Annotated in this window: 19 protein-coding genes; 12 read left to right on the top strand and 7 right to left on the bottom strand. The window is 38.2% G+C overall.

What is annotated here, in order from left to right:
• Positions 1 to 147 precede the first annotated feature (147 nt).
• The 12 genes from SOM16_RS03155 (at position 148) to SOM16_RS03100 (ending at position 16,386) form a co-directional block, all read left to right on the top strand.
• Entirely contained in the window at positions 148 to 1,821 is a 1,674-nt protein-coding gene (locus tag SOM16_RS03155; protein ID WP_320462534.1) for a glycoside hydrolase family 28 protein, read from the top strand.
• Between the two features lies 1 nt (position 1,822).
• Positions 1,823 to 3,754: a glycoside hydrolase family 88 protein gene (locus tag SOM16_RS03150; RefSeq protein ID WP_320462533.1), complete on the top strand. Its 1,932-nt coding sequence runs from the start codon at positions 1,823 to 1,825 to the stop codon at positions 3,752 to 3,754.
• A gap of 687 nt (positions 3,755 to 4,441) precedes the next feature.
• A complete protein-coding gene (pelA, locus tag SOM16_RS03145; RefSeq protein ID WP_320462532.1) occupies positions 4,442 to 5,455 on the top strand; it encodes a pectate lyase in 1,014 nt (337 codons plus the stop codon).
• A gap of 82 nt (positions 5,456 to 5,537) precedes the next feature.
• On the top strand, positions 5,538 to 7,049 hold the full coding sequence (locus SOM16_RS03140) for a tagaturonate reductase (RefSeq protein ID WP_320462531.1): 1,512 nt from the start codon (positions 5,538 to 5,540) through the stop codon (positions 7,047 to 7,049).
• A 2-nt stretch (positions 7,050 to 7,051) separates the two neighbouring features.
• Positions 7,052 to 8,698, top strand: coding sequence for an altronate dehydratase family protein (locus tag SOM16_RS03135; RefSeq protein WP_320462530.1), 1,647 nt, complete (start codon positions 7,052 to 7,054; stop codon positions 8,696 to 8,698).
• 175 nt (positions 8,699 to 8,873) lie between these two features.
• Positions 8,874 to 10,274 (top strand): glucuronate isomerase, encoded by a 1,401-nt coding sequence (gene uxaC, locus SOM16_RS03130; protein WP_320462529.1) that lies wholly within the window; start codon positions 8,874 to 8,876, stop codon positions 10,272 to 10,274.
• A gap of 137 nt (positions 10,275 to 10,411) precedes the next feature.
• Positions 10,412 to 11,467 (top strand): sugar kinase, encoded by a 1,056-nt coding sequence (locus SOM16_RS03125; RefSeq protein ID WP_320462528.1) that lies wholly within the window; start codon positions 10,412 to 10,414, stop codon positions 11,465 to 11,467.
• The gene (locus SOM16_RS03120) at positions 11,460 to 12,122 is read left to right on the top strand and encodes a bifunctional 4-hydroxy-2-oxoglutarate aldolase/2-dehydro-3-deoxy-phosphogluconate aldolase (protein ID WP_320462527.1); all 663 of its coding nucleotides are present in this window, start codon (positions 11,460 to 11,462) and stop codon (positions 12,120 to 12,122) included. The genes SOM16_RS03125 and SOM16_RS03120 overlap by 8 nt, the downstream gene beginning before the upstream one ends.
• A 19-nt stretch (positions 12,123 to 12,141) precedes the next feature.
• Positions 12,142 to 13,581 carry an MFS transporter gene (locus tag SOM16_RS03115; protein WP_320462526.1) on the top strand — a complete coding sequence of 480 codons (1,440 nt, stop codon included), beginning with the start codon at positions 12,142 to 12,144 and terminating at the stop codon, positions 13,579 to 13,581.
• 100 nt (positions 13,582 to 13,681) lie between these two features.
• Positions 13,682 to 15,307, top strand: coding sequence for an NADP-dependent glyceraldehyde-3-phosphate dehydrogenase (locus tag SOM16_RS03110; RefSeq protein ID WP_320462525.1), 1,626 nt, complete (start codon positions 13,682 to 13,684; stop codon positions 15,305 to 15,307).
• Between the two features lie 359 nt (positions 15,308 to 15,666).
• The gene (locus SOM16_RS03105) at positions 15,667 to 15,834 is read left to right on the top strand and encodes a hypothetical protein (protein WP_320462524.1); all 168 of its coding nucleotides are present in this window, start codon (positions 15,667 to 15,669) and stop codon (positions 15,832 to 15,834) included.
• Positions 15,835 to 16,086: 252 nt separating this feature from the next.
• Complete coding sequence (locus SOM16_RS03100) at positions 16,087 to 16,386, top strand: hypothetical protein (protein ID WP_320462523.1); 300 nt, start codon at positions 16,087 to 16,089, stop codon at positions 16,384 to 16,386.
• 153 nt (positions 16,387 to 16,539) lie between these two features.
• Here the strand turns inward: SOM16_RS03100 and SOM16_RS03095 are convergent, their stop codons facing one another.
• The 7 genes from SOM16_RS03095 to SOM16_RS03065 form a co-directional block, all read right to left on the bottom strand.
• Positions 16,540 to 17,286: a hypothetical protein gene (locus SOM16_RS03095; protein WP_320462522.1), complete on the bottom strand. Its 747-nt coding sequence runs from the start codon at positions 17,284 to 17,286 to the stop codon at positions 16,540 to 16,542.
• Between the two features lie 526 nt (positions 17,287 to 17,812).
• Positions 17,813 to 18,730, bottom strand: coding sequence for a hypothetical protein (locus SOM16_RS03090; RefSeq protein WP_320462521.1), 918 nt, complete (start codon positions 18,728 to 18,730; stop codon positions 17,813 to 17,815).
• 6 nt (positions 18,731 to 18,736) lie between these two features.
• Entirely contained in the window at positions 18,737 to 20,794 is a 2,058-nt protein-coding gene (locus SOM16_RS03085; protein WP_320462520.1) for a hypothetical protein, read from the bottom strand.
• Positions 20,795 to 20,797: 3 nt separating this feature from the next.
• Entirely contained in the window at positions 20,798 to 21,787 is a 990-nt protein-coding gene (locus tag SOM16_RS03080; protein WP_320462519.1) for a phosphoribosyltransferase-like protein, read from the bottom strand.
• Between the two features lie 8 nt (positions 21,788 to 21,795).
• Positions 21,796 to 23,178, bottom strand: coding sequence for a DNA methyltransferase (locus tag SOM16_RS03075; RefSeq protein ID WP_320462518.1), 1,383 nt, complete (start codon positions 23,176 to 23,178; stop codon positions 21,796 to 21,798).
• Positions 23,175 to 23,969: a thymidylate synthase gene (locus SOM16_RS03070; RefSeq protein ID WP_320462517.1), complete on the bottom strand. Its 795-nt coding sequence runs from the start codon at positions 23,967 to 23,969 to the stop codon at positions 23,175 to 23,177. Before SOM16_RS03070 ends, SOM16_RS03075 begins: the two co-directional genes overlap by 4 nt.
• Positions 23,970 to 24,254: 285 nt before the next feature.
• Positions 24,255 to 24,662, bottom strand: a complete 408-nt coding sequence (locus tag SOM16_RS03065) for a helix-turn-helix transcriptional regulator (protein WP_320462516.1) — start codon at positions 24,660 to 24,662, stop codon at positions 24,255 to 24,257.
• Positions 24,663 to 24,781: the final 119 nt, after the last annotated feature.

Below are 24,781 nucleotides of genomic sequence, written 5' to 3'. Positions count from 1 at the left end.
TTTGTTTAACAGTGATTTAAGTGTTTCTTTGTCCTGTTTTATGATGCTTTTTTCCGGCAACGTTTGCATAGATTTAGTTTCGCTTTTAAAGCCAAACAACGTACACTTGTTTTTACAATAACCAAGTATAATTTAACAGCGCAAATAATGAAACATATTTTTAGAAGTTTATGCCGATCTAAAATAGCCCTCGCATGCATGCTTATCTCTTCTGCAGGCATAACCTTAGCTCAGCAAAAAGCGAGTTTACCCATTATCCAGCAGGTTAAAATCAAAAACGACACAACAAGTATTATTACCTTTGGCGCAAAAGGCGATGGTGTGGCTTTGAATACAGAAAGCATTAATAAAACCATTTCCAGTGTGAGTCAGAAAGGTGGTGGAGTAGTTCTAATTCCATCTGGCTTGTGGCTTACTGGTCCAATCGAACTTAAAAGCAATGTTAATTTACATTTAAAACGGGATGCGATTCTTCAGTTTACCGATGATTTTAACCAATATAAATTAGTAGAAGGAAACTGGGAAGGCAGACCAGCTTGGCGAAACCAAAGCCCTATTTCTGGAACCAATCTCGAAAATATTGCCATTACCGGCAGCGGAATTATCGATGGAAACGGTGGCGCATGGCGCATGGTTAAAAAAGACAAGTTAACAGAATCTCAATGGAAAACCCTGGTGGCTTCTGGTGGAATTGTTCGCGAAGATGGTAAAATGTGGTTTCCATCTGCAAAGACAGTTAAAGGATCAAACACTAAAAATGCAGGTGTAATTGAGCCGGGAAAAACCGCAAAAGATTACGAAGACATTAAAGATTTTCTTCGTCCGAATCTGTTGGTTTTAACCAATTGTAAGAAAATCCTTTTAGAAGGTGTTACTTTTCAAAACTCACCCGCCTGGAACCTTCACCCTTTGCTTTGCGAAGATTTAACCTTGAGAAACCTTCAGGTTAAAAACCCATGGTATGCACAGAACGGTGATGGTGTGGATGTAGAATCTTGCAAAAATGTATTAATAGAAGGCAGCACTTTTGATGTTGGTGATGATGGAATCTGTATCAAATCTGGCAGAGATGAAGCAGGTCGTAAACGTGGCGTACCAACTGAAAACGTTATTGTTAGAAATAATGTAGTATACCACGCGCATGGTGGTTTCGTTATTGGAAGTGAAATGAGTGGTGGTGCTAAAAATATCTGGGTGTATGATTGTTCTTTCATTGGAACGGATATTGGTTTGCGTTTTAAAACCACCCGTGGTCGCGGTGGGATTGTAGAAAACATCTATGTAAACAATATCAACATGATCGATATTCCGGGCGAGGCTATTCTTTTTGATATGTATTATGCTGCAGTAGATCCCATTGTTCTGGCTGGCGAAAAACGCGAAGCCATTAAAAGTGTATTGGTTCCGGTTACTGAAGAAACGCCTCAGTTTAGAAATTTTTACATTAAAGATGTGGTGGCTAATGGTGCTGAAAAAGCAATCTTTTTTAGGGGTTTACCTGAGATGAATATCAAAGACATTCACCTGGAAAATGTTACCATCCAATCTAAAAAAGGAATCGAAATTATTGAGGCAACAGGCATCTTTCTAAAGAACGTTAACGTGATTACTGATAATTCTAATCCGGTAGTAGATATTCAAAACAGCTCAAACATCAATATTGATAAGCTTCAGTATAAAAGTGGTGCAACGCTTTTATTCAGTATTGCCGGAGAGAAATCTAAGGGGATTAAAGTAAGTGGAACTGATGGTTCGAAAGCTAAAAAAGCAACGAATATCGCCAGCGAAGTAAATAAAAAAGCATTAGAGATTTCAAAATAATATGAAGAGATCAATTTTATATACCGCAATTGCTTGTCTTGGCTTATCTACAATGAGTCTTACAGGTTTTGCACAGAAAAAAGTTTCCGAGCAGTTAACCTTAACGGCGATGGAAAAATTGTTTCAGGACACAACTTTGCTGAAAGATGCTAAGGGGCCAAAATGGACCTATGATATGGGGGTTGTGCTGGAAGGTGCTGCTGCTGTTTGGCGCAATACCGGAGATGGAAGATATTTCAAATACATCCAATCTTCATTGGATGCCTATTTAGATAAGGAGGGAAATATCAATACCTATAAAGCCGAAGATTTTAATATAGATAACATTAAAAATGGTCGGTCGCTGCTGCTTTTGTATAAGGTAACCGGGCAGCAAAAATACCTGTTGGCTGCAAATAAACTTTATGATCAGTTGCAAAAACAGCCTCGAACCAAAGAGGGTGGTTTCTGGCATAAGAAAATCTATCCAAACCAGATGTGGCTGGATGGATTGTACATGGGCGAACCTTTTTATGCAGAATATGCAAAGCTGATGAAAAAAGATGCAGCCTTTGATGATATTGCCAATCAGTTTATCTGGATGGAGAAAAATGCCCGCGATCCAAAAACAGGTTTATTATACCATGGCTATGATGAAAGCAGAACAGAAAAATGGGCTGATCAGAAAACCGGCTTATCTCCCCACGTTTGGGGCCGGGCAATGGGCTGGTACATCATGGCATTGGTTGATGTTTTAGACAATTTCCCCGAAAACCATCCAAAAAGAAAAGAACTAATCGCTATTTTAAACCGTACCGCAACCGCTACAGTGAAATATCAGGATGCAAAATCTGGTGTTTGGTTTGATATTGTTGATCTGGCCTCACGAAAAGGGAATTACCTGGAAAGTTCTGCCTCCAGCATGTTCGTATATGGTTTAGCCAAAGGTGTTCGCAAAGGCTGGTTACCACAATCTTTTACTGCAGCTGCAAATAAAGGGTATGCAGGATTAAAGAAAGAATTTATTGAAAAAGCTGGTGATGAAAGGGTAAACCTAACGAGAACGGTTTCGGTTTCTGGATTAGGCGGAAAACCTAAATATCGTGATGGTAGTTTCGATTATTATATCAGCGAAAAGGTGATCACAAATGATCCGAAAGGCGTTGGGGCTTTTATCTGTGCCTCAGCTGAAATGGAAATCGCTGCTTTGCCTAAAACAGGAAAAGGCTTAACCGTAACCGTTGATAATTTCTTTAACAACGAATACATGACCGGCCCAACGGGTGATAAAATTCCATTCCATTACCTATGGGAAGAAGATGACAATAATGGCTTCTCCTTGTTTGGAAAAGTGTTTAACGACGCAGGTGTAAAGACCTCGACCTTAAAGGCTGCACCAACTACGTCAAACCTTAAAGGAAGCAATATTTATATCATAGTAGACCCTGATACAGAAAAGGAAACCGCAAATCCTAATTTTATGACTGCTGAACATGCAAAACAAGTGAGTGAATGGGTTAAGGCTGGCGGTGTTTTGGTGTTGTTACTTAATGATAAAGGCAATTGTGAGCTTACTAAATTTAATGTTCTGCCAGAATCTTTCGGAATTAAATTTAATGAAGATAGCCGTAATCGGGTTCAAGGTGCAAATTTTGAGCAAGGTGCAATTAAGATTCCCGCAGGAAACCCGATCTTCAAAACCGCTAAAAAGGTTTATATCAAGGAGATTTCCACTATAGTTGCTAAAGCGCCTGCAGTTTCTGCACTTAGTGATGGTGGTGATGTGGTCATCGCGACAGCAAAATATGGTAAAGGAACGGTGTTCGCAGTTGGCGATCCTTGGTTTTACAATGAGTATATCGATGGAAGAAAATTGCCTGCAGAATTTGAGAATTTTAAAGCAACGAATGATTTAGTGAACTGGTTGATTAAGCAGGTTCCGGGGAAGAAGTAAAAGTTTGCCACGGAAACACAGAAGACACGGAAAGAGAAGGGTGAAATTCTGTGTAAATCCGTTTCTCTGTGGCAATAAAGAAAATGGGATTTAGCCACGGAAACATATAAGACACGGAAAAAGGAGGGTGAAAATTTCGTGTAAATCCATTTCTCCGTGGCGAGAAAAGAAATAAAAGTTGCCACGGAAACACAGAAGGCACGGAAAAAGAAGGGTGAAAATTTCGTGTAATTCCGTTTCTCCGTGGCAATAAAGAAAAGGGAATTTAGCCAGGGAAACACAGAAGACACGGAAAAAGAAGGGAATAAAAATTCCGTGTAATTCCGTTTCTCCGTGGCAATAAAGAAAATGGGATTTAGCCACGGAAGCACAGAAGACACGGAAAAAGAAGGGAATAAAAATTCCGTGTAGATCCGGTTCTCTGTGGCAAGACAAGGAATAAAGGTTTGCCACGGAAACACAGAAGACACGGAGTAAGGAGGATAGAAATTTCGTGGAAATCCACTCTCCGTGGCAATAAAGAAATAGGAATTAGCCACGGAAACGCAGAGGGCACGGAATAAGGAGGGTGAAAATTCCGTGTAAATCCGTTTCTCCGTGGCAATAATATAATAAAATCTGGTAAATATGAACACGATAATTTGTACTGGTCTATGTCCATCTGCGATTAAATAAACTAACAACAAAATGAGAATTAAATTATTGTTAACCGTTTTCTGTTGCATGCTATTGGCAGCTTGTTATGCGCAAATGCCAACTGATTCTACTGCAGAAAAGATGTTAGTTTATCAGCTTGGCAATGGTGGATGGCCAAAGCAATTGGGCGATAAAAGTGTCGTGAATTATGATGCCGCCTTAACACCAGGGTTGCTGGCTAAAATCAAATCTACCGAAGATAAGCATGCTACTTTCGATAATAAAGCCACCAGCAGAGAAGTAGTTTATTTAGTGAAAGCGTATAAGAAAACGCAGAATAAAGCCTACTTAAATGCAGCAGAGAAAGGCATCGATTATATTTTGGAAGCACAGTATGATAACGGTGGGTGGCCACAATATTATCCGGATAAATCGCTTTATCGATCTGAAATTACTTACAATGATGATGCAATGGTTAACCTGCTGAACATTCTGCAAGACATTGCCGATAGAAAAAATGATTTCGATGTGGTGAACCAAAAGTATCTGCTAAAAGCAGAAAAAGCCATTGTAAAAGGAACGGACTGCATTCTAAAAACTCAGGTAAAGCAAAATGGAGTACCCACCATTTGGGCAGCACAATATGATAAAGATTCGATGTTGCCTGCAAAGGCGAGGGCATTTGAACCCGCCTCTTTAGCCACAAGTGAATCTGTTGGCATTGTTCGTTTTTTAATGGGCTTAAAAAACCCATCACCAGCGGTTAAAAAATCTATCGCTGCTGCCGTTAAATGGTTCGATACCTACAAAATTAAAGGTTATCGCTTTGATAGGGAAAAGGGTAAAACGGCAGCATTAGTGCCCGATGAAACGAGTATGGCCTGGGCCAGATTCTATGACCTAGATAAGAATTGTCCGCTTTTCGGAGATCGTGATAATTCCATCAAATCTAAGTTGGAAGAGTTGAGCCCGGAGCGGAGAAGTGGCTATGCCTGGTATGGCAATTGGGGTCAGAAATTAATTGAAAAGGAATATCCGAAGTGGCTGGCCGCTAACGGAAAATAAAATAAAGTTTAACTCAGCATGATCAGATGCGTTAAGTGCCTGGCACTTTTATCGACTTTGGCATGGTGGAAATCGTAAAAACATGATTTTAAACAAAGAAAATTTAAAAAATATCAGCGGAGATAAAGTGCTTAAGCCAACCGCTGAGATGCTGGAGTTGCCAGAAAAGGTAATCCAATTTGGAACGGGCGTTTTATTGCGGGGCCTGCCAGATTATTTTATTGACAAAGCCAATCATCAGGGCATTTTTAATGGGAGAATAGTCGTGGTAAAAACAACTTCTAAAGCCGGTGTAGATGATTTTGCTGATCAGGATAATTTGTATACCCTTTGTGTTAAAGGCATTGAAGATGGTATTGAAATAGAAGAAAACCTCATCAACTCATCCATCAGCAGGGTATTGTCTGCCACTTCTGAGTGGGCTGAGATTTTAAAAACAGCTCACCAGCCAGAAATGAAAGTGGTGATTTCAAATACTACTGAAGTTGGCATTGTGAAAAGTGAAGATAAGGTTACAGATACTCCGCCTCAATCTTACCCAGGCAAACTTTTAGCTTTTTTATACGAAAGATATCAGGCCTTCGGTGGTTCAGAAGATAGCGGAATGGTAATCGTTCCGACAGAATTAATCAGCGACAACGCAGATAAATTAAAAGAAATCGTGTTGGATCTCGCAGTTCAAAATAAATTAGGATGGGATTTTGAAAACTGGTTAAGAACAGCAAATCATTTTTGTAAAACTCTGGTTGATAGAATTGTTCCAGGCAGACTTCCGGCAGCAGCACAGCAAGCAATCGAATCTGAATTAGGCTATAGCGATGGATTGATGATTATGGCAGAGCCTTTCAGGCTTTGGGCAATCGAATCGGCAAGCGAAAAAGTAAAGGACGTTTTATCTTTTGCTAACGCCGATAAAGGGGTATTCATCGTTCCTTCAATTGACAAATTTAAAGAACTAAAACTTCGTTTACTCAACGGAACGCATACCATCAATTGCGGATTGGCCATTTTAGCCGGTTTCCACACCGTGAAAGAAGCCATGGCTGATGCGGAATTTTCAAGCCATGTGTTGAAACTGATGCAGGAAGAAATTGCACCAGTAGTAGAAAATGAAGACATTACCAAAGAAGAAGCCATCACTTTTGCTAAAAGTGTAATTGATCGTTTCAGCAATCCGTTTTTAGACCATCAATGGCACGCCATTACCTTAAATTACACGCAGAAATTGCAGATGCGCAACATGCCGCTCATTAGAAAATATTATGCGCTAAAAAATGAAGTTCCTCAGCTTACCGCTTTAGGTGTTGCAGCTTACATCGTTTTCATGAATGTAACTAAAGATGGCGAAAATTATGTGTCGACCGTAAATGGTAAAACTTTCCCTGCTCAGGATGAATTTGCGGAGGTACTTTACAGTTACTGGCAAAATCCTGAAACGGTAGTAGACAGTACATTGGGCGATCGCCGCCTTTGGGATAAAAACTTAAATAATTACCCAGGTTTCAATGCAGCAGTTAAAAATTACGTAGCGCAATTACAAAGTAAGGGTGCAAAAGAAACTTTGAGTAACTTGCAGTCAGAAAGAACAATTTAGAAATGGTTACTAGAATATTAAAAATCCATCCAAATGATAACGTACTCGTTGCTTTGCAAAATTTAACAAAGGGCGAAACGGTTATTTACGATGGTCATGAATATGTTTTGCAGGATGATATCCAGGCGAAACACAAATTTTTTATGCAGGATATGAATGTCGGCGATCATATTATCATGTATGGCGTTTTAGTGGGGAAAGCCCAGCATTTTATCCTGAAAGGCGGATTAATGGATACGGAAAACACTAAACATGCTTCAGATCCATATGAATTCAGACCTTACCACTACGAGTGGCATGCACCAGATGTTTCCAAATTTGCAGATAGAACATTTAATGGTTATATCCGCAATGACGGTCGTGTGGGGACGGCAAATTACTGGTTGTTTATTCCAACCGTTTTTTGCGAAAACCGCAACCTGGATGTAATCAGAGAAGCACTTCACAATGAATTAGGCTATGCAGTAACGGATAAATACAAATCTTATGCACACCATCTGGTGGAAGCTTATAAAAATGGCGAAGATTTAATCGAAGCTGATCCCAGCACTATTGGGCAGGCAAATCCAGCTGCTAACCGCATTTTTAAAAATGTAGACGGGATTAAATTTCTAAATCACCAGGGTGGATGCGGTGGTACCCGTCAGGATGCTGCGGTATTAAGCAAATTATTAGCTGCCTATGCTGATCATCCGAATGTGGCGGGCGTTACCGTTTTAAGTTTAGGCTGCCAGAATCTACAGGTTCAGGATTTTGTGGATGACTTGAAACACCGTTCTCCAAATTTCGATAAACCGTTATTTATCTTCGAGCAGCAGCAATCGCAAAGCGAAGAACAACTGGTAAAGGAAGCGATCAGAAAAACTTTTATCGGCTTAACTGAAATTAATAAAATTGAACGTCAGCCGGCGCCATTAAGTAAATTAGTTTTAGGTGTTAAGTGTGGTGGTAGTGATGGCTTCAGCGGCATTAGTGCAAACCCTGCCGTGGGTTATACTTCCGATTTATTGGTAGCCTTGGGTGGAACCGTGCTTTTAGCCGAATTCCCTGAACTATGTGGTGCAGAGCAACAGCTAATAGATCGTACTAAAGATGAAACTGCAGCCCGTAAATTCATTCAACTGATGACGGCTTATAACCAGGCTGCAGAAAACGTTGGCTCCGGTTTTTTCATGAATCCATCTCCAGGAAACATTAAAGATGGTTTAATTACAGATGCCATAAAAAGTACCGGCGCAGCTAAAAAAGGCGGGACATCGCCAGTAGAAGATGTACTGGATTATACCGAGCCGGCTACAAAACCAGGATTAAATTTGGTTTGTACTCCTGGTAATGATGTGGAAGCAACCACTGGTAAAGCAGCAGCTGGCGCAACCTTAATTCTGTTTACTACCGGTTTAGGTACGCCAACAGGAAACCCGGTTTGCCCGACCATTAAAGTATCTACAAATAATGCCTTAACAAAACGTATGGGCGATATCATTGATATTAACTGCGGACCAGTAATCGAAGGCGAAAAAACCATCGAAGAGATGGGAGAAGATATTTTAGATTATTGCATTAGAGCAGCCAGTGGCGAAGTGATTCCTAAAGCAGTCTTATTGAATCAAGATGACTTTATTCCATGGAAAAGAGGGGTTAGTCTTTAGTCAGGAGTGTTTAGGCAAAAGTCTTGAGTCTTGGGTGCAAAGTAAACACGAGCCCGTGGTCGGTGCCTCAGCCATTAAGAAACAAACACGAAGGTTGGTGTCTCACCGACCTTTGAATAATATTAATATCAACAGATCCGGATTTTAGGATTCGGATCTAAAATGCATTTAAATAATGAAATCTTTTTTAGACGAAAATTTTCTTTTGCAGAGCGAAACGGCAGAAAAGCTTTACCATGATTTTGCAAAATCTTTGCCCATTATCGATTACCACAATCACCTGATTCCGGAGCAAATTGCCAATAACAGGCAGTTTGAAAACATTACCCAGGTTTGGTTAGCAGGTGATCACTACAAGTGGAGAGCCATGCGCGCCAACGGTGTTGATGAAAAATACATCACTGGCGATGCTTCAGATTTCGAAAAATTCGAGAAATGGGCAGAAACTGTTCCTTATACCTTACGCAATCCGTTATACCACTGGACGCATTTAGAATTGCAGCGTTATTTCGGGATCACCGATATCTTATCAGGAAAAACTGCCCGCAAAATTTACGACGACTGTTCAGCTAAACTTCAAACTCCTGAATATTCAGTTCGTGGTTTACTGGCAAAAATGAATGTGGAAGCCGTTTGTACTACTGATGATCCGTTAGATAGTTTAAACTTTCACCAGCAGCTGGCTAAAGAAGGTGTAGCATTAAAGATGTTGCCTGCTTTCCGTCCGGATAAGGCCATGAATAGTGATGATGTAGCAGGTTTAAATCAATACATTGATCAGTTAGAAAGCGTTGTAGGAAAATCGATCAGCAATTTCCAGGATTATCTTGATGCATTAAAAAGCCGTCACGATTATTTTGCAGCCAATGGTTGTTCTGTTTCAGATCACGGTTTAGAGCAAATCTATGCGGAAGATTATACCGATCAGGAGATTACTGCTATTTTCGATAAAATTAGAAGTAAGCAAGATCTTTCTTATGCGGAAAACCTGAAGTTTAAGTCAGCTATGCTGATCTATTTCGCCGAATGGGACCATGAAAAAGGCTGGGTGCAGCAATATCACCTGGGTGCTTTGCGTAACAACAATGCCCGGATGTTACGACAGCTTGGGCCAGATACCGGCTGGGATTCTATCGGAGATTTTTCTCAGGCCAGAATGCTTTCCAAGTTCTTAAACCGTTTAGATAATCAGGATAAACTGGCGAAAACCATTATCTACAACCTAAACCCTGCAGATAATGAATTAATCGCCACAATGATTGGCAATTTCAATGATGGTTCAGTAGCCGGAAAAGTTCAGTTTGGCTCTGCCTGGTGGTTTTTGGATCAGAAAGACGGCATGATAAAGCAGTTAAATGCCTTATCAAATATGGGCCTTTTGAGTCGCCTAGTAGGAATGTTGACTGATTCCCGGAGCTTCCTTTCCTTCCCTCGCCATGAGTATTTCCGGAGAATCGTTTGTAACCTTTTTGGTGAAGATATTGAAAACGGTGAGTTGCCTAATGATTTGGAATGGGTGGGCAAAATAGTGCAGGATATTTCGTACTTTAACGCAAAAAATTACTTTACATTTTAATCAAACAGACCTGTGCGCTGGTTTGTGTTGACTAAATATTGATCTTCAAACAAATCAATCAAATTTACTGCTTCACAAATTAATTAAATCGATGATAAGTGTCTACACGAATCATAACGAACCCGATCAAACAAAAAATGAGTGACCAAATATCATCCTTGGCAAAAAAGGGAGAAAAAGTTTTAAGTTTCGGAGAAATCCTTTTGCGCATCTGTCCGGATATGGATGGACAGTGGCTAAAGGAAAATAAGCTGCCCTTTTATGTTGGCGGTGCAGAACTCAACGTGGCAACCGCTTTAGCACTCTGGGAAGTGCCATCTGCTTACTTATCGGCCATGCCTGAAAATTCAGTAACGGCAGATATTGTGGGTTACCTGAATGATAGAAAAATCGATACTTCACCAATGGTTTTCCACGGCAATCGTTTGGGTTTATATTATCTTCCGAAGGGGAAAGATTTAAAAAACGCTGGCGTAATTTACGATAGGGCCAATTCATCTTATGCTGATTTAGAGGTTGGGCAGATTAATTGGGATGAAGTTTTTAATGGGGTTACCTGGTTTCATTTTAGTGCCATTTGCCCCGCAATTAATCAGCCTATTGCAGATGTTTGCCTGGAGGCATTAAAAGCGGCAACCGAAAGAAACATTACCATTTCTCTGGATTTGAATTACCGGGCTAAACTTTGGAAATACGGTAAAGATCCTATTGATATCCTTCCCGAACTGGCTAAATATTGCACCCTGATTATGGGTAATGTTTGGGCGGCCCAGAAAATGTTAGGCACTGCACTTCACGAAGATTTGTTGCCAACAGAAGGTTATGCAAAGGAAACGTTACTGCAACAGGCAACAGATACTTCTAAAGAAATATTAAGTTTGTTTCCGGCATGTAAAGCCGTAGCCAATACCTTTCGTTTTGATCATGGAAAAGGCATCAGGTATTATACCGCCATCTATAGCAATGATGAATTAACGGTTTCACCAGAATATGTTTCGGAAGAGATTTTAGATAAAGTAGGAAGCGGTGATTGTTTTATGGCTGGTTTGATTTACGGTTTTTATAACCACCATCCGGTAGTAGAAACCCTAAATTTTGCTACTGCAGCAGCTTACGATAAGTTATACATTCCGAGCGATGCCACCACCAGCACCGTAGCGGATATTGAAAAAAGAATTATACATCATGATTAGTAACAAGCACAAGATTTTAGATGCCATTTTAGAACAAGGCATGCTGCCACTTTTTTACCAGGACAGCGAAGCAGGAAGCGTAGAAATCTTACGTACCCTGTATAAAGCTGGTGTTCGCGTTTTTGAATATACCAACCGGGGTAAATCGGCCTTGCCCAACTTTAAAAAGCTAAAAGAAATCAGAGATGCAGAAATGCCTGATCTTTACCTGGGGATTGGAACAATCAAAACCCCTGCAGATGCAAATGCATTTATAGAAGCCGGAACCGATTTTATCGTTGCGCCTATTGTTAATCCTGCGGTTGCAGAAATTGCCAACAAAATCGGCATGTTGTGGATTCCTGGCTGTATGACTCCAACAGAAATTAGCATTGCACAAGAACACAAAGCCATGTTAATTAAAATATTTCCGGCTAATATTTTAGGACCTGATTTTATTTCATCCATCAAAGATCTTTTCGCCGGCCAGTTATTTATGCCAACAGGAGGTGTAGAAATTGATGCCGATAACCTTAAAACATGGTTTAAATCTGGTGTGTGTGCCGTAGGGATGGGCAGCAAATTGATTAGCAAAGATGTAATGAGTAAAGGCCTCTATGATGAACTTTTCGAAAATACACAACTGGCCCTAAACCTGATTCAACAAAGCAAGTAACTAACCACAACAACCCGAAATGAGCCAAACCAAACCAAGCAAATACAGATGGACCATATGTTTACTGCTGTTTCTTGCGACGACAATAAATTACCTTGACCGACAGGTATTATCACTAACCTGGACAGATTTTATTAAGCCAGAATTCCATTGGGATAATAATGATTATGGAAACATCACCGCATTATTTTCTATTTTCTATGCAATTTCCATGCTTTTTGCCGGGCGTTTGGTAGATAAACTTGACACCAAAAAGGGATTTTTATGGGCGATAGGGGTATGGTCTGTTGGTGCTTGCTTACATGCTTTTTGTGGCATTGCAACTGCTGGTATTACCACCGGAAATTGGTTTGTAAGTTTCGAAGGCGCAAAAGATATTATTGAAGGCATTAACAATACCGGAATGGTAGTTTCGGTAAGTGTAACGCTATTCATTTTCGCACGTTTTGTTTTAGCAGTAGGAGAGGCAGGTAATTTTCCTGCAGCAATAAAAGCTACAGCAGAATATTTTCCTAAAAAAGACAGGGCTTTTGCTACCAGTATTTTCAATGCTGGTGCTACCGTAGGTGCACTTGCAGCACCCATTACCATTCCATTTATTGCTAAGGCTTATGGCTGGGAAATGGCTTTCATCATTATTGGTGCACTGGGTTTTGTATGGATGGGCCTTTGGGTTTTCGTTTATAATAAGCCCGAGTTACACAAAAGAGTAAGCGCCGAAGAATTGGCTTACATTCAGCAAGATGTGATTGCCGACCGGAAACTGGCGGATTACGTAGAGGAAACCAAAGAAAAAGTTTCTTTTATTGATTGCTTTAAATACAAACAAACCTGGGCTTTTGCCTTTGGTAAATTTATGACAGATGGGGTTTGGTGGTTCTTTTTATTCTGGACACCAGCTTACTTAAAATCTGTTTACGGGATGGATTCTACGCAGAGTGCACTTCCGTTATTTGTACTTTACATGATCACATTACTTTCGATTATCGGTGGATGGTTACCTACTTATTTTGTAGATAAAAAAGGGATGAACCCGTATGAAGGCCGAATGAGGGCGATGTTGATTTTCGCATTCTTCCCGCTTTTAGCACTGGCTGCACAACCGCTGGGCCACATTACCTACTGGATTCCGGTAATTATAATCGGTATAGCCGGAGCCGCGCACCAGGCCTGGTCTGCAAATATTTTTTCTACCGTAGGTGATATGTTTCCGAAAAAGGCAATCGCCACCATCACTGGTATTGGTGGTATGGCCGGAGGAATCGGGTCTTTTATTATCAACAAAGGATCGGGTGTATTATTTGATTATACTGGTAAAAATCAAATCGTTTTCATGGGCTTTAAAGGTGAAGAAGCTGGTTATTTTATCATCTTCTCGATCTGTGCGGTTTGCTACTTAATTGGGTGGACAGTAATGAAAACGTTGGTTCCAAAATATAAAGTGATTGAATTAAAATAATTTAAAGCCGGATCTTTAACAGGATTCGGCACTAAAACGCCTTAAATCTATACTAATCCTATAGATTTAATAATTACAAACCTAATAACCAGAACTAAAATTGAGCACAACATTAAACCTCGAAAGTATCTTCGTTGAAGAAAGCCAGATTCCGGAAGAATTTAGGCTAGCGGAAGAAATCGACCAGAAAGAATTCCTTTCGAACGGGGAGATGAAAACCTGGAACGGACCTTTTAATGAGGTTTTTTCTCCGGTTTGCGTCAAAACTCCCGAAGGTTACAAACGGAAACGGATTGGTAGTTTTCCCGTTTGTACCGAGAAGGAATCAACCGAAGCATTGGATGCTGCCGTTGCGGCCTATGATAACGGCCGCGGCCAATGGCCAACGATGAGCGTAGCCGATCGCATTACCTGCGTAGAAAATTTTACGCATAAAATGTTAGCGCAGAAAGAAATTGTTGCCAAACTCATTATGTGGGAAATCGGTAAATCCTATGCAGATTCGTTAAAAGAATTTGACCGTACCGTGGAGTATATCTATGCCACTATCGATGCGTTGAAAGATATCGACAGGCAATCATCTCGCTTTGAAATTGAGCAGGGTATTGTGGCACAAGTGCGTAGATCTCCACTTGGAGTGGTGCTTTGTATGGGGCCATTTAACTATCCGTTAAACGAAACTTTTACCACGCTAATTCCAGCTTTGATTATGGGCAATACGCTTCTATTCAAACCACCTAAGCACGGTACTTTATTGCATTATCCTTTGCTTGAGGCTTTCCGCTCTAGTTTCCCGAAGGGCGTTGTTAATACGATTTATGGTCGTGGAAATACCATCGTACCCGGCTTAATGAAATCGGGCAAAATTAACGTGCTTACGTTAATTGGTTCGAGTAAGGTAGCAAATGAACTTAAAAAACTGCACCCAAAAGTAAACCGTTTGCGGGCAATTTTAGGTTTGGATGCTAAAAATGCAGCCATTATTACCAAAGATGCAGATCTAGATTTAGCCGTTTCTGAAACGGTATTGGGCTCATTATCGTTCAACGGTCAGCGTTGTACGGCGATTAAAATCGTTTATGTGCACCGTAGTCTGGCACAGGAGTTTTTAAAGCGATTATCTGCGGAAGTAGAAAAGTTGAAATTCGGAATGCCTTGGGAAAAAGGGGTGAACCTTACGCCGCTGCCAGAATTGAATAAACCAGAATACCTGAAAGATTGTATTGATGATGCCGTACTTCATGGTGCTAAAGTGGTTAACCCTAACGGCGGCCAAACCTTTGAAACATTCGTTTATCCGGCTATTGTGTACCCGGTAAACAGCAACATGAAATTGTATCGCGAAGAACAGTTCGGTCCGATAGTTCCGGTGGTTCCGTTTGATGATTTGGAAGAACCTATTGAGTACTTAATCGGTTCGCCACATGGACAGCAGGTGAGTATTTTCAGTAACAATGCAGCGGTAATTTCTTCATTGATTGATCCTTTGGTGAATCAGGTGAGCAGGGTAAATATCAATTGCCAATGTCAGCGCGGACCAGATGCCTTCCCTTTTACAGGCCGGAAAGACAGTGCTGAAGGTACACTTTCTGTGGTGGATGCTTTGCGTTCGTTTTCGATTCGTTCGCTGGTGGCAACCAAGTTTACTGATGATAACAAAAAGCTATTGAATGAGATTGTGAATGGAAATGATTCTAATTTCTTAAGTACGAAATATATTTTTTAATGCCTCTCTGGTAAAGCCGCAGGTTCGCAGATTTAAAGCTGTGGATTTGCGGTTTTCGTTTTACGCCCCTATCCGCCTAGCGGTACCTATCTCTGGTAGGAAAAGGGATTGATGCAATCTTTTTTAATATTCATCGCGCGCCTTCCTGAACTTGATGCAGAACCTTTCTTTTATCCAATCGCTATTATTTGGCCTTACCGCGCTTGCTTTCCTCGGCTACCGATGAAAAATCGGTACAGGTCAGCCGCCGAAGGGCTTTTACCTTTTTCTTGATAAAAAGGTAACCAACCTGAGCGCAGCGAAAGCATGCCTACCTTAAAAAAAACAACGAAAAGGCATAACTGAAAGGCTTGGATCTGATGTTGGATAAGCGATTCGAAAACCTGATTTCGGCAGCACAAGTACTCCCGAAGAATGTTCGGGACAAGCTGATGAAGGATCGGCAAATGTGCGCTGCCTTGGTTCGGGTGGGTTTTGAAAGTTTGTGGGGTGGTTTTTCAAATGCTTCTCCTTCCATCATCTCCTAGGCCGGATAGCAGGGAGGAGATAGCGGGGTGCCATTAGTAAATCGTCATTCTGATCCGATAGCTATCGGATTTATTTCAGAACAGGATCTATCTCTTATGCGGTAAATTGTTGTTGCGAGGCACAAAGCAATCTCGTGAGTAGTATTTTTATCATTAAGTCATTCTACCTCAACAAGTCGTCATCTCGACCGTAGCGGAGAGATCTTTGAACTTTCCTATAAAAAAATGTTATATCGATAAAAGCGATCTTAATTGAGCTTTTTAATTCGCCGTTTTACATTTGCAGTTAACAACATGATATTTGCAGTTGGTAGATTTATGCTTGCGGACGCCAGCATTGTTAGCGCAGTTAATACTTCTGAACTTGCAGTAGATAGTTCTAAACTTGCGGTTAACAACATTATACTTTCCGTTGGTAGGTTTATGTTTGCAGTTGATAGTTCTAAACTTTCAGTTAACAACATTATACTTGCCGTTGATAGGTTTATGCTTTCAATTGATGGTTTTACCAACGCAGTTAACAACTTTATTGAAGAGGTAGGTTGTTTTTAGTTGGCAGTTAACAGCTTTTAGTTTGCAGTTAATAACATGATAACTGCAGCTAACCGTTTGCAGAATGCCTTTTAAATAAAAACAGCAACCGATTTTATTTCTGTTGCTGTTTTAGGATGTATATAGGGTTGGGATGATTTTTTTCATTACAGGTTAAATTTTTATTGTTTTAAACGGGATGCCTGAAATTTGTTTGTACTCCGAGGTACTTACGCCAAACAACGATTTGCTGTAATTCTTGGCATCTAAAGCGAGTGCCACTATACCGGTTTCCGTATCGTACAGGATTTTGTTGCGGTTAAGCCTAAAGGTACTCAAATCGGATGTTTTGGCTACCACATCGCGGTTTTTCTGCAATAAATCGTTATACAGTGTGGTAAGGGTGGCCTGCTGTAGCTCTACTTCGTTGGGCGTATAGGTAGGGATGGTAGCTAACAGTTTGATCTGTTTATCGAAGGTATCGAGCTGGCTATCGAAACTTTGTTGCGAGGCCGATACCTGGTTAACAACGGTTCCGCTCGCTGCCAGCTTCTGTTTTTCCTCGTCTGTTAACTTTACCGATGCCCTTTGGCCCTGGATTTTGCGGTTGTGGGTAATGGCATTATCAATTACCTGTTGCGCTACATCGCTCGCTTTTATCGCATTTATGATTCGGGTACTCAGCTTTTTTAAAGGCTGAAAAGCCAGATCGCGGATGGCAATAGCGTTGCTGTTTTTGGCCGCCAGATCGTGTACCTGCTCGTTAATGCTTCGGGCTGCAGCAGCTTTCTCCGTTAAACTGCTTAACTGGATATTTACATTGCTGGGGTTGTAAACAGCGCCATAGCCGGTTAAATAGGTTAGGAGGGTTTCGAAATTGGCTACGTTTTTGGCGTGGCCGGTGTCATTGGTTTTAGACATAATAAGATGTTTAAAAAGTAAATAAAATAATTAATTAGGCTGAATTTAATATTATTTTCTTTACAACTAAAAGGAGTGGGGAGATTTTTTTTGAGGGTTACGGGAAACCGTAGGAAATGATGAATGGAATTGGAGAGATTTGGCTAAATAAATTTAAAATCAAATCTTATGGCCAGTTACAGATTAAATTTGAATCAGCAAACCAATGGTGATTATGAAGTTCACGCATTTGGTTGTGATTATTATCCTAAGCAAAATTATGATGATTTAGGGTCATTTAGCTCTTGTGAACCAGCAGTTGCAGAAGCTAAGCGTAAACACGCTTATAAAAGGATTAATGGGTGTAAGTATTGTTCTAAACCTTGTCACACCAGTTAATCGGACTTAATTTTAAAAGCACAGTAGCTGAAAGGTTGCTGTGCTTTTGTTATCTGAAAAAATAAATTGAAACATAAATAATATTACAATTTTTGGTGCATCTCAATTTAAATTAACGGAATATACCATATCTGATAAATTTTCTAGTTTACGGAAGTTCAAAAGTATATTTCCAAGTTTTTTTTATCCCAGTTGCTGTTTTTGGAAAATAAGTATTGCTATAGGGGAACAATATATTTATTGGTTTGACCGAAAAGTTAAAAATATAATATAAAGCAATACCCAAAGTTTGAGGTTTTGTTGATAGGGGGCTCAAATAAATATTGCTGTGCTCGGGATTCTCACAAATTATTTCTTCGATTGCTTGGGCGGTAACAAAAGGATCAAATGCAGGGGCATATTTATCAATTCTTGAACCAATTGACTCTTGAGCTTGATAAATTTTTAAAATACTTTCTTGATACATATCTGGTTGTAGAGATGGAAATCCTAAGATGTAGTATTTTTTTTTGATCTTACCTTTATCTTGACAAACTTTCGCAATTAGTTTATCGTCATATCCTGCTGCAACTATCAGAATATCATTATCGGTATTTGTAAAATGCTGTTCAGATGAACATCCTTCAATTATTCTTACTTCGTCAATGAATCCTGAAAATTGAGTTTCTTCGGCGTTTTTATAATGCTGTGGTTCTGAATATAAAAAATCAATTTTTTTGATGCCGCTTCTGTAAAGGCTTATTATAAAAAAGATGAGGTGGGGACGAATAAATCCTGTAATATCTATACAAATTTTGGTAGTTGATTGTAAATCGATCTGGCTAAAAAGGTCAATGAAACATTCATCCTCCTTTAGTGAATTACATTTGTAAAGATTATCTATATTTAGATTTTCATGCTTATAATGGGGGAAATCAATCCAAAATTTCTTTGTAGAATTAATTGCATCATATATAACTTTGGTACGTTCACAATCGTCAAATGCTGAAAAAAATAAATCATAATTTTCTTTGCAGTCTAATTTGCCATTATCGTAGCTTGTTTTATAAAATATTGTATAGTCCATGAGTCGTTAAAATAGTGGCGGTTGATTTCCTAATTTGTTTTTTAAGAAATCAGGAGCATTCAATTGATTCTTTCTTGATTTGTATAATGATTGAAATTTATCATTAAAATCATAATTAAAAATTGCTTCGGCCATTTCCGTATTGAGTGAAAGACTACCTCTTACAACGGTTGGTAAATTCCACAATGGTGCAAGTATTTTATTTATAACAAATAATCTCTCTTTTCTCCCCGAATTTCTGTCATATCTGCCGTCATCCTCTTCTATAAGTACTGAGTGCATTTTCATTAATTCTAATGAAGCGAGCGCTTTTGTGGAAAGGTCATCTGCTTTAACATAGAAGCAAGATATGGTTGTTTCAACAGGCTTATCGCAAAAGCGTTCTTGGATGAAATAGTCAGTCAGATTTTTTAATGAGCTATACATTTCCTTCCCCTTCTCACCAATAACTTCAATATCATCGTAAAACCATTTTGCTGTATCATAAACAGCTAAAAATTGCGAATCTAGACTAATCATGCCACCTTCTTCAAGGGGTTTTTCGCCTCGTATTCTCGCCATCTCGACAACTTTTTTGAGAATTAGAATAAAATGTCTAGCATTTCCTTGTGATAATTCAATAAAAGTTTTAATTCCAGCGTAAACGGTATTTTTTATATTATTTTCTTTTGCTAGTTGCGCTATAAAGTCTTTTTTTCTTTTGTCTTTAATTTCATCAAAAGCGCTTTCCTTTTGTTTTAAATATCTTAAATACTGTGTGTTTATTTCATTTAAAAATTTTTTTATAGTATCTGAAGGTTTTGCCTTATTCCACAATTTATAGAAATAAAAAATCTTATATTTTTGATCCAAAGGATTGTCGTCAGTGTTTTCAATTATTGACTGGATTATTGTATCAGCATCATCAGTTTTTTTTGCTTCTAATGCTTGACCATTTTTTATGGCAGAAATCAGCTTTCTCCTGAATTCTTTTATATGATCGTATTCCTTTCTTGTATTTTTTGCTTTTATTTCATTTATGATTTTTTGTTCATCGTATTTCTCAAACCGAGTCGTAAAACGCTCCCTAACATCATCAAAGGTTAGAGTTAGACCCTTGCTTTTATAATATTTTAATAATCTGTCAGTAAATAGGTGTTCGGCAAATGTTTTATAAAGCGTTTCATTCTCTCTAATGATTTCATCAAGGTTAACATTTTGAAATTCAGAGCCAGATTTCATTTCTTGACCAGATTTGGTTTCCCTTGTAGTAAAACCATGTCTTCTTGCACCTATCCAAAAGGTTACTGGATTTTTCTTATCCCAAACTAAGGTATTAACGAAGATTTTCTGCCATTCAAATAGCTTCTCGTATTCATCGAAAATGTATATAAACCTTACTTCCTTGAGAATATCGTCCAATTCACATAAAGCTTTAGGGATGCCGAAAATTAAATCGCCAGGTGAAAATAAAACTTTAACCTCATCATATTCAAGCTTTCTCGTAAATGCTGCATTTAATATTTGAGCATCTATTTTTCTTCTTAATATATTGAAATAATCAGTCAAGAAATCTAAATTCAAGCAATCATCTTTTTTTTCTGCACTGCTCAGAATTTCCATAATCCTTCTCACTAGACTTTCTTCTAATGCCTTGCAATTATCAAGTGCTTTAATAATTTCTTTGATTGTAGCTAGAAGAATATCGCAGATATAAAGTTCAAAATAGTATTCAAATATTGAAAGCCATTGAGTTTCATCGATACCTTTTCCAGCGAATCTGCTAGAATTAATACCATGAAATACGGAATAAATCCCTATATATTTTTCTTTCCACAATAGTTCTTTAATATTGCCGTCATAACGAATTGTTTGAAGTGGAAAAGAGAAATATCTTAAAATATGAGTTTTTCCACAACCTTTACTGCCTATTACATACTTAGGTAAATACTCTCTAGGGTTAAGGATAGCTTCTATAGACACTTCATCTTCTGTGTTGAAATTTACCCAATAATCGTTGATTTCTTCATCTGAAAATTCTGTAGCTTTAGTAACACTGAATGGGTTTTCAAGTTCATTTTTCATAGATCAGTATATTTTGTTGTATCGTTTGAATATGGCCTTCCAATCTTTTGTCTCACTCCAGAAAATTGGCAGTGTATTATCTGGAGTATTATGAAATAATCCAAATAGCAATTGACAATCCCCATGACCTAAGGCTGGATGAAAGAGGGGGGATCCATATTTAGTTGCAGTCGTTTTTGAAAATGCTTTATCTATATCTTTGTCAACAGTCGAAGTAAAATACCTGGATTGTGTAGAAAATGCTTTGAAAGTATCATCAATTGTAAAGATTGCTTCAACGACATCCAGAGCTTTAATTTTTCTAACTTCATTTAATCCTACCTCCGTTGAAAATAACATTAAATATGAAATTTCAATATCCGGATCCTCAAATTTCATGTTTTCAGCTGTGTTTTTCAAATACAGTGTCGCCTGTTGGCCACTGCCGCAAAAGTCATCAATAAAAATATATCGTTTTACATCTTTGTGGTTAATTTCGCTTTTCAGAAATTTTCTATCATTACCGTGATTATCCTTTTCAATAATTGGCAAAGTGGTGAAAATGTCGCTAGTATTAATGAATGACCGTTTTGACAATCCGCATTGCTGCCTAAAATAATATAATAAATGAACACCACTTTCCGATGGATTTCCTACTCCAAGGAAACGGGTTTTTTCTAGTTCTTTTTTAAATTCTATATCTATAAAGTTTTGGTCTATAGTGTCGTTATTTGCTTTTCGGATTTGAGATATTATAGGGTATTTGTAGAGATCCCGAAATACTGATAGTAACAATTGCCTTAGCTCTTCATTTCCAAAATACATAAATTTGGATAATAGGTAGAGCATATTAAGCTTTTCCTTCTCCGATAGATCCGTATCGGAATGGTGAAAATTATTCAACCAATCTTGATGAATATCGTCTTTAAACTTGTCCCTCCAAATTGTTTGGTAGTAAGCATAAATCTTTTTTAGTAATCTATCGTAAATTGGTAATGTTTCAAGAGCGTTCATTTGAGACGTTATTTCTGGAATATTAAGATATATTCTCGCGAGATTATATCAGCTGTCTTGTTTCTTTTGGTCATTAGACCATAAGATTTAATATCATCAATTAGTTTTAATTTAAGTGTTAAACCAAGTGATATTATATATTCTGTTAAATAGTGCTGTGTATTGAATTCATATCCACAGACTTTATTATTGCCAATGATGATGATTAAATAGCCAGTTTTTTTTAATACTCTGATGGATTCACCAAGCGCAAGTTGCATTTCATTGATATAGTTTGATACAATGTGAGCCCTAAGCGGGTTTATCTCTTTAATTTTTTCAATTAGCTGATCGCACTCTATGATGTTTGTTGGGGCAAGAGTGCGCTCTGCTTTAGTATAGTTTTCTCTACCTATATTATTTTTGTCAAGGTTTCGAAGCTCTTCTGAGGACGCAAGGCCCAGCCACCCCAGACTTAAGCTTGATGATCGAATATATTTTTGGGCACCAGCATATGGCGGTGATGTTATTACTAAATCAATGGTCTCGTTTGGTTGTTTGTTTTTAGATGAAAGATTTTCCGTTAGATTTCTGGCATCATGAGATATAATACTCGCATTAGACTGAAAATTATTATGTTGTAGAAAAGCAGATTGTTCGGTTACTCTTTTGATATTTTCATTGCATATAGCCAAAAATTTCTCAAGCGGATTTATACTTTCAAGATCCTTGAGTCTTTTAGAGACTAGTTGATAATTTGCTGAATTTTCTTCATATCTATTTGCATTTAATCGTACTGGTACAGAAATTCTTGGGTCGGCATAACTTACTTTCTTTACCAAATTTGAAAAGCAGACCAAAAAAAAATCTCTGATTTCTTCTACTTCAATTTTATTAATACTGCCTAGGATTTGTAAAAGGTTATTTATCGTGGATTCGTTAAACCAAAATTTTAAATTTACAACCTTCGGTAGATTGCTTTGATTTTTAGATGAAATGTTTGTCACAATTTCATCTAAAAATCTAGTTAAATCGGGTTTACTGTAAGTTCGAACTTTTACACGAGCTATTAACTGCGCTAATGGGTTCGCATCAGCGCCTACAGCATTTCTGTTTGCAAGGATTGCCTCTAGAAGGACTGTTCCCGTCCCACAAAATGGATCTAAAACAATATCTCCTGGCTTTGAAAAACAATTGTTGTTTAAGAAAAAATATGGTATATGTAATAATAATTTTGCGGGATATGTATGTATCAAATGGGAATGACGATCTGTTTTTCTTAACATTGGTAACAATGCCCTGAAACTTACTTCGATTGGTGATTGGGTTAAATCGAATTCATTCAGAAATCCCTCAATTATCTTCTCAATCTCAATATTATTAGTTGTTTGCGATTGTACTTCAACTATCATACAGCAATTGGAGCCTTAATTGAAGGGTATGGATTATAATCATATAAACTAAAATCCTGATAAGTAAAACCAAAGATATCTTTAACACTAGGGTTAAGTGTCATTTTAGGATATGGTCTTGGGTCTCTTGATAGTTGTAAATCAACTTGTTCAAGATGATTTAGGTATATATGTGTATCCCCTAGAGTATGTATAAATTCTCCAAGTTCAAGATCGCAAACTTGGGCAAACATCATTGTTAGGAGGGCGTATGAGGCTATATTAAACGGAACCCCTAAAAACATATCTGCACTTCTTTGATACATTTGACATGAGAGTTTGTTATCTGCAACATAAAATTGGAACATTAAGTGACATGGAGGTAATGCCATTTTATCAACGTCTGCTGGATTCCAAGCGGAAACGATTATTCGTCTCGAATCAGGATTTTTTTTAAGTGTATTTATGGCATTTTTAATTTGGTCTATTTGTCCTCCATCTGGAGTCGGCCAATTTCTCCACTGATACCCATAAACTGGTCCAAGATTTCCATTTTCATCAGCCCATTCATCCCATATTGATACTCCATTTTCTTTTAAATAAGAAATGTTCGAAGAGCCCTGAAGAAACCATAGTAATTCGTGTATTATCGATTTCAGATGAAGTTTTTTCGTTGTTATCAATGGAAAACCTTCATTTAAGTCAAATCTCATTTGATAACCAAAAACACTAAGTGTTCCCGTACCAGTTCTGTCGGTTTTTTTGATCCCATTTTTTTTGACGTGTTCTAATAGTGTTTCGTATTGATTCATGGCTTAGTCTGAATATCAAATTTAGCGATTTTCTTCCGCATTTATAACTATCCCTCTGGAAAATCGAAGAAATAAAAACATTCATAACTTCCATATCTAAGTCTATTATTTACGGTGTTGCTGCAATAGTTTTCTTTTACATCAATAATTTGATGATCATATTGGAACCATTTTTTTGTGTAATTAGACAGACTTTACGTGGGAAAGAAACTCATTCTCTTAGCTCGCTAAAAGCACAAAAGCCCGATCAGAAATGATCGGGCTTTTACTTTTATAGCTATTTTTCTATCTATTCTTCAACAACTCAACTTTCTCTTTCTCACTCGCTAACAATCTTTCATAAAGTTCTTTATTTGCATTCAGTGCTTTAATCAATTCATCCAATGGGTTGAACGTACAGTTGTAATTATTCAAGGGGCCATGATTGATACTGCTATCATTGAAGTTGTTGATATAGTTGATAACCATATCATCGGTATAACTCTTAATCGCTTCGGCTGAAACCCCCAAAACCTTTGCTACTTTCTCTAAAGTGCTGTCTTCAATTTCTTCGCTCTGCTCTAATTTGCTAATGGCCTGCTGGCTAATGCCGAGTTCGGTAGCGAGACTTTCTTGTTTCATACCACGCAACTCGCGGATGCGACTAATTTTTCTACCTAAGTGTATTTGGTTGGTTTTTTTAGCAGATTCCATGGTCAAATATATCTAAATTTTTGTGGGGTAAGAAACATCAATCACATTGTTTTATACCATATTAAGCGGTTCGGTATGGGTTTCTATGCCGCTAATTTAAGGTTTAATTTACAACCTAT

The sequence above is a fragment of the Pedobacter sp. CFBP9032 genome (genome assembly GCF_034045265.1).
Classification (GTDB): domain Bacteria; phylum Bacteroidota; class Bacteroidia; order Sphingobacteriales; family Sphingobacteriaceae; genus Pedobacter.
This window is presented reverse-complemented; position numbering and strand designations above follow the sequence as displayed.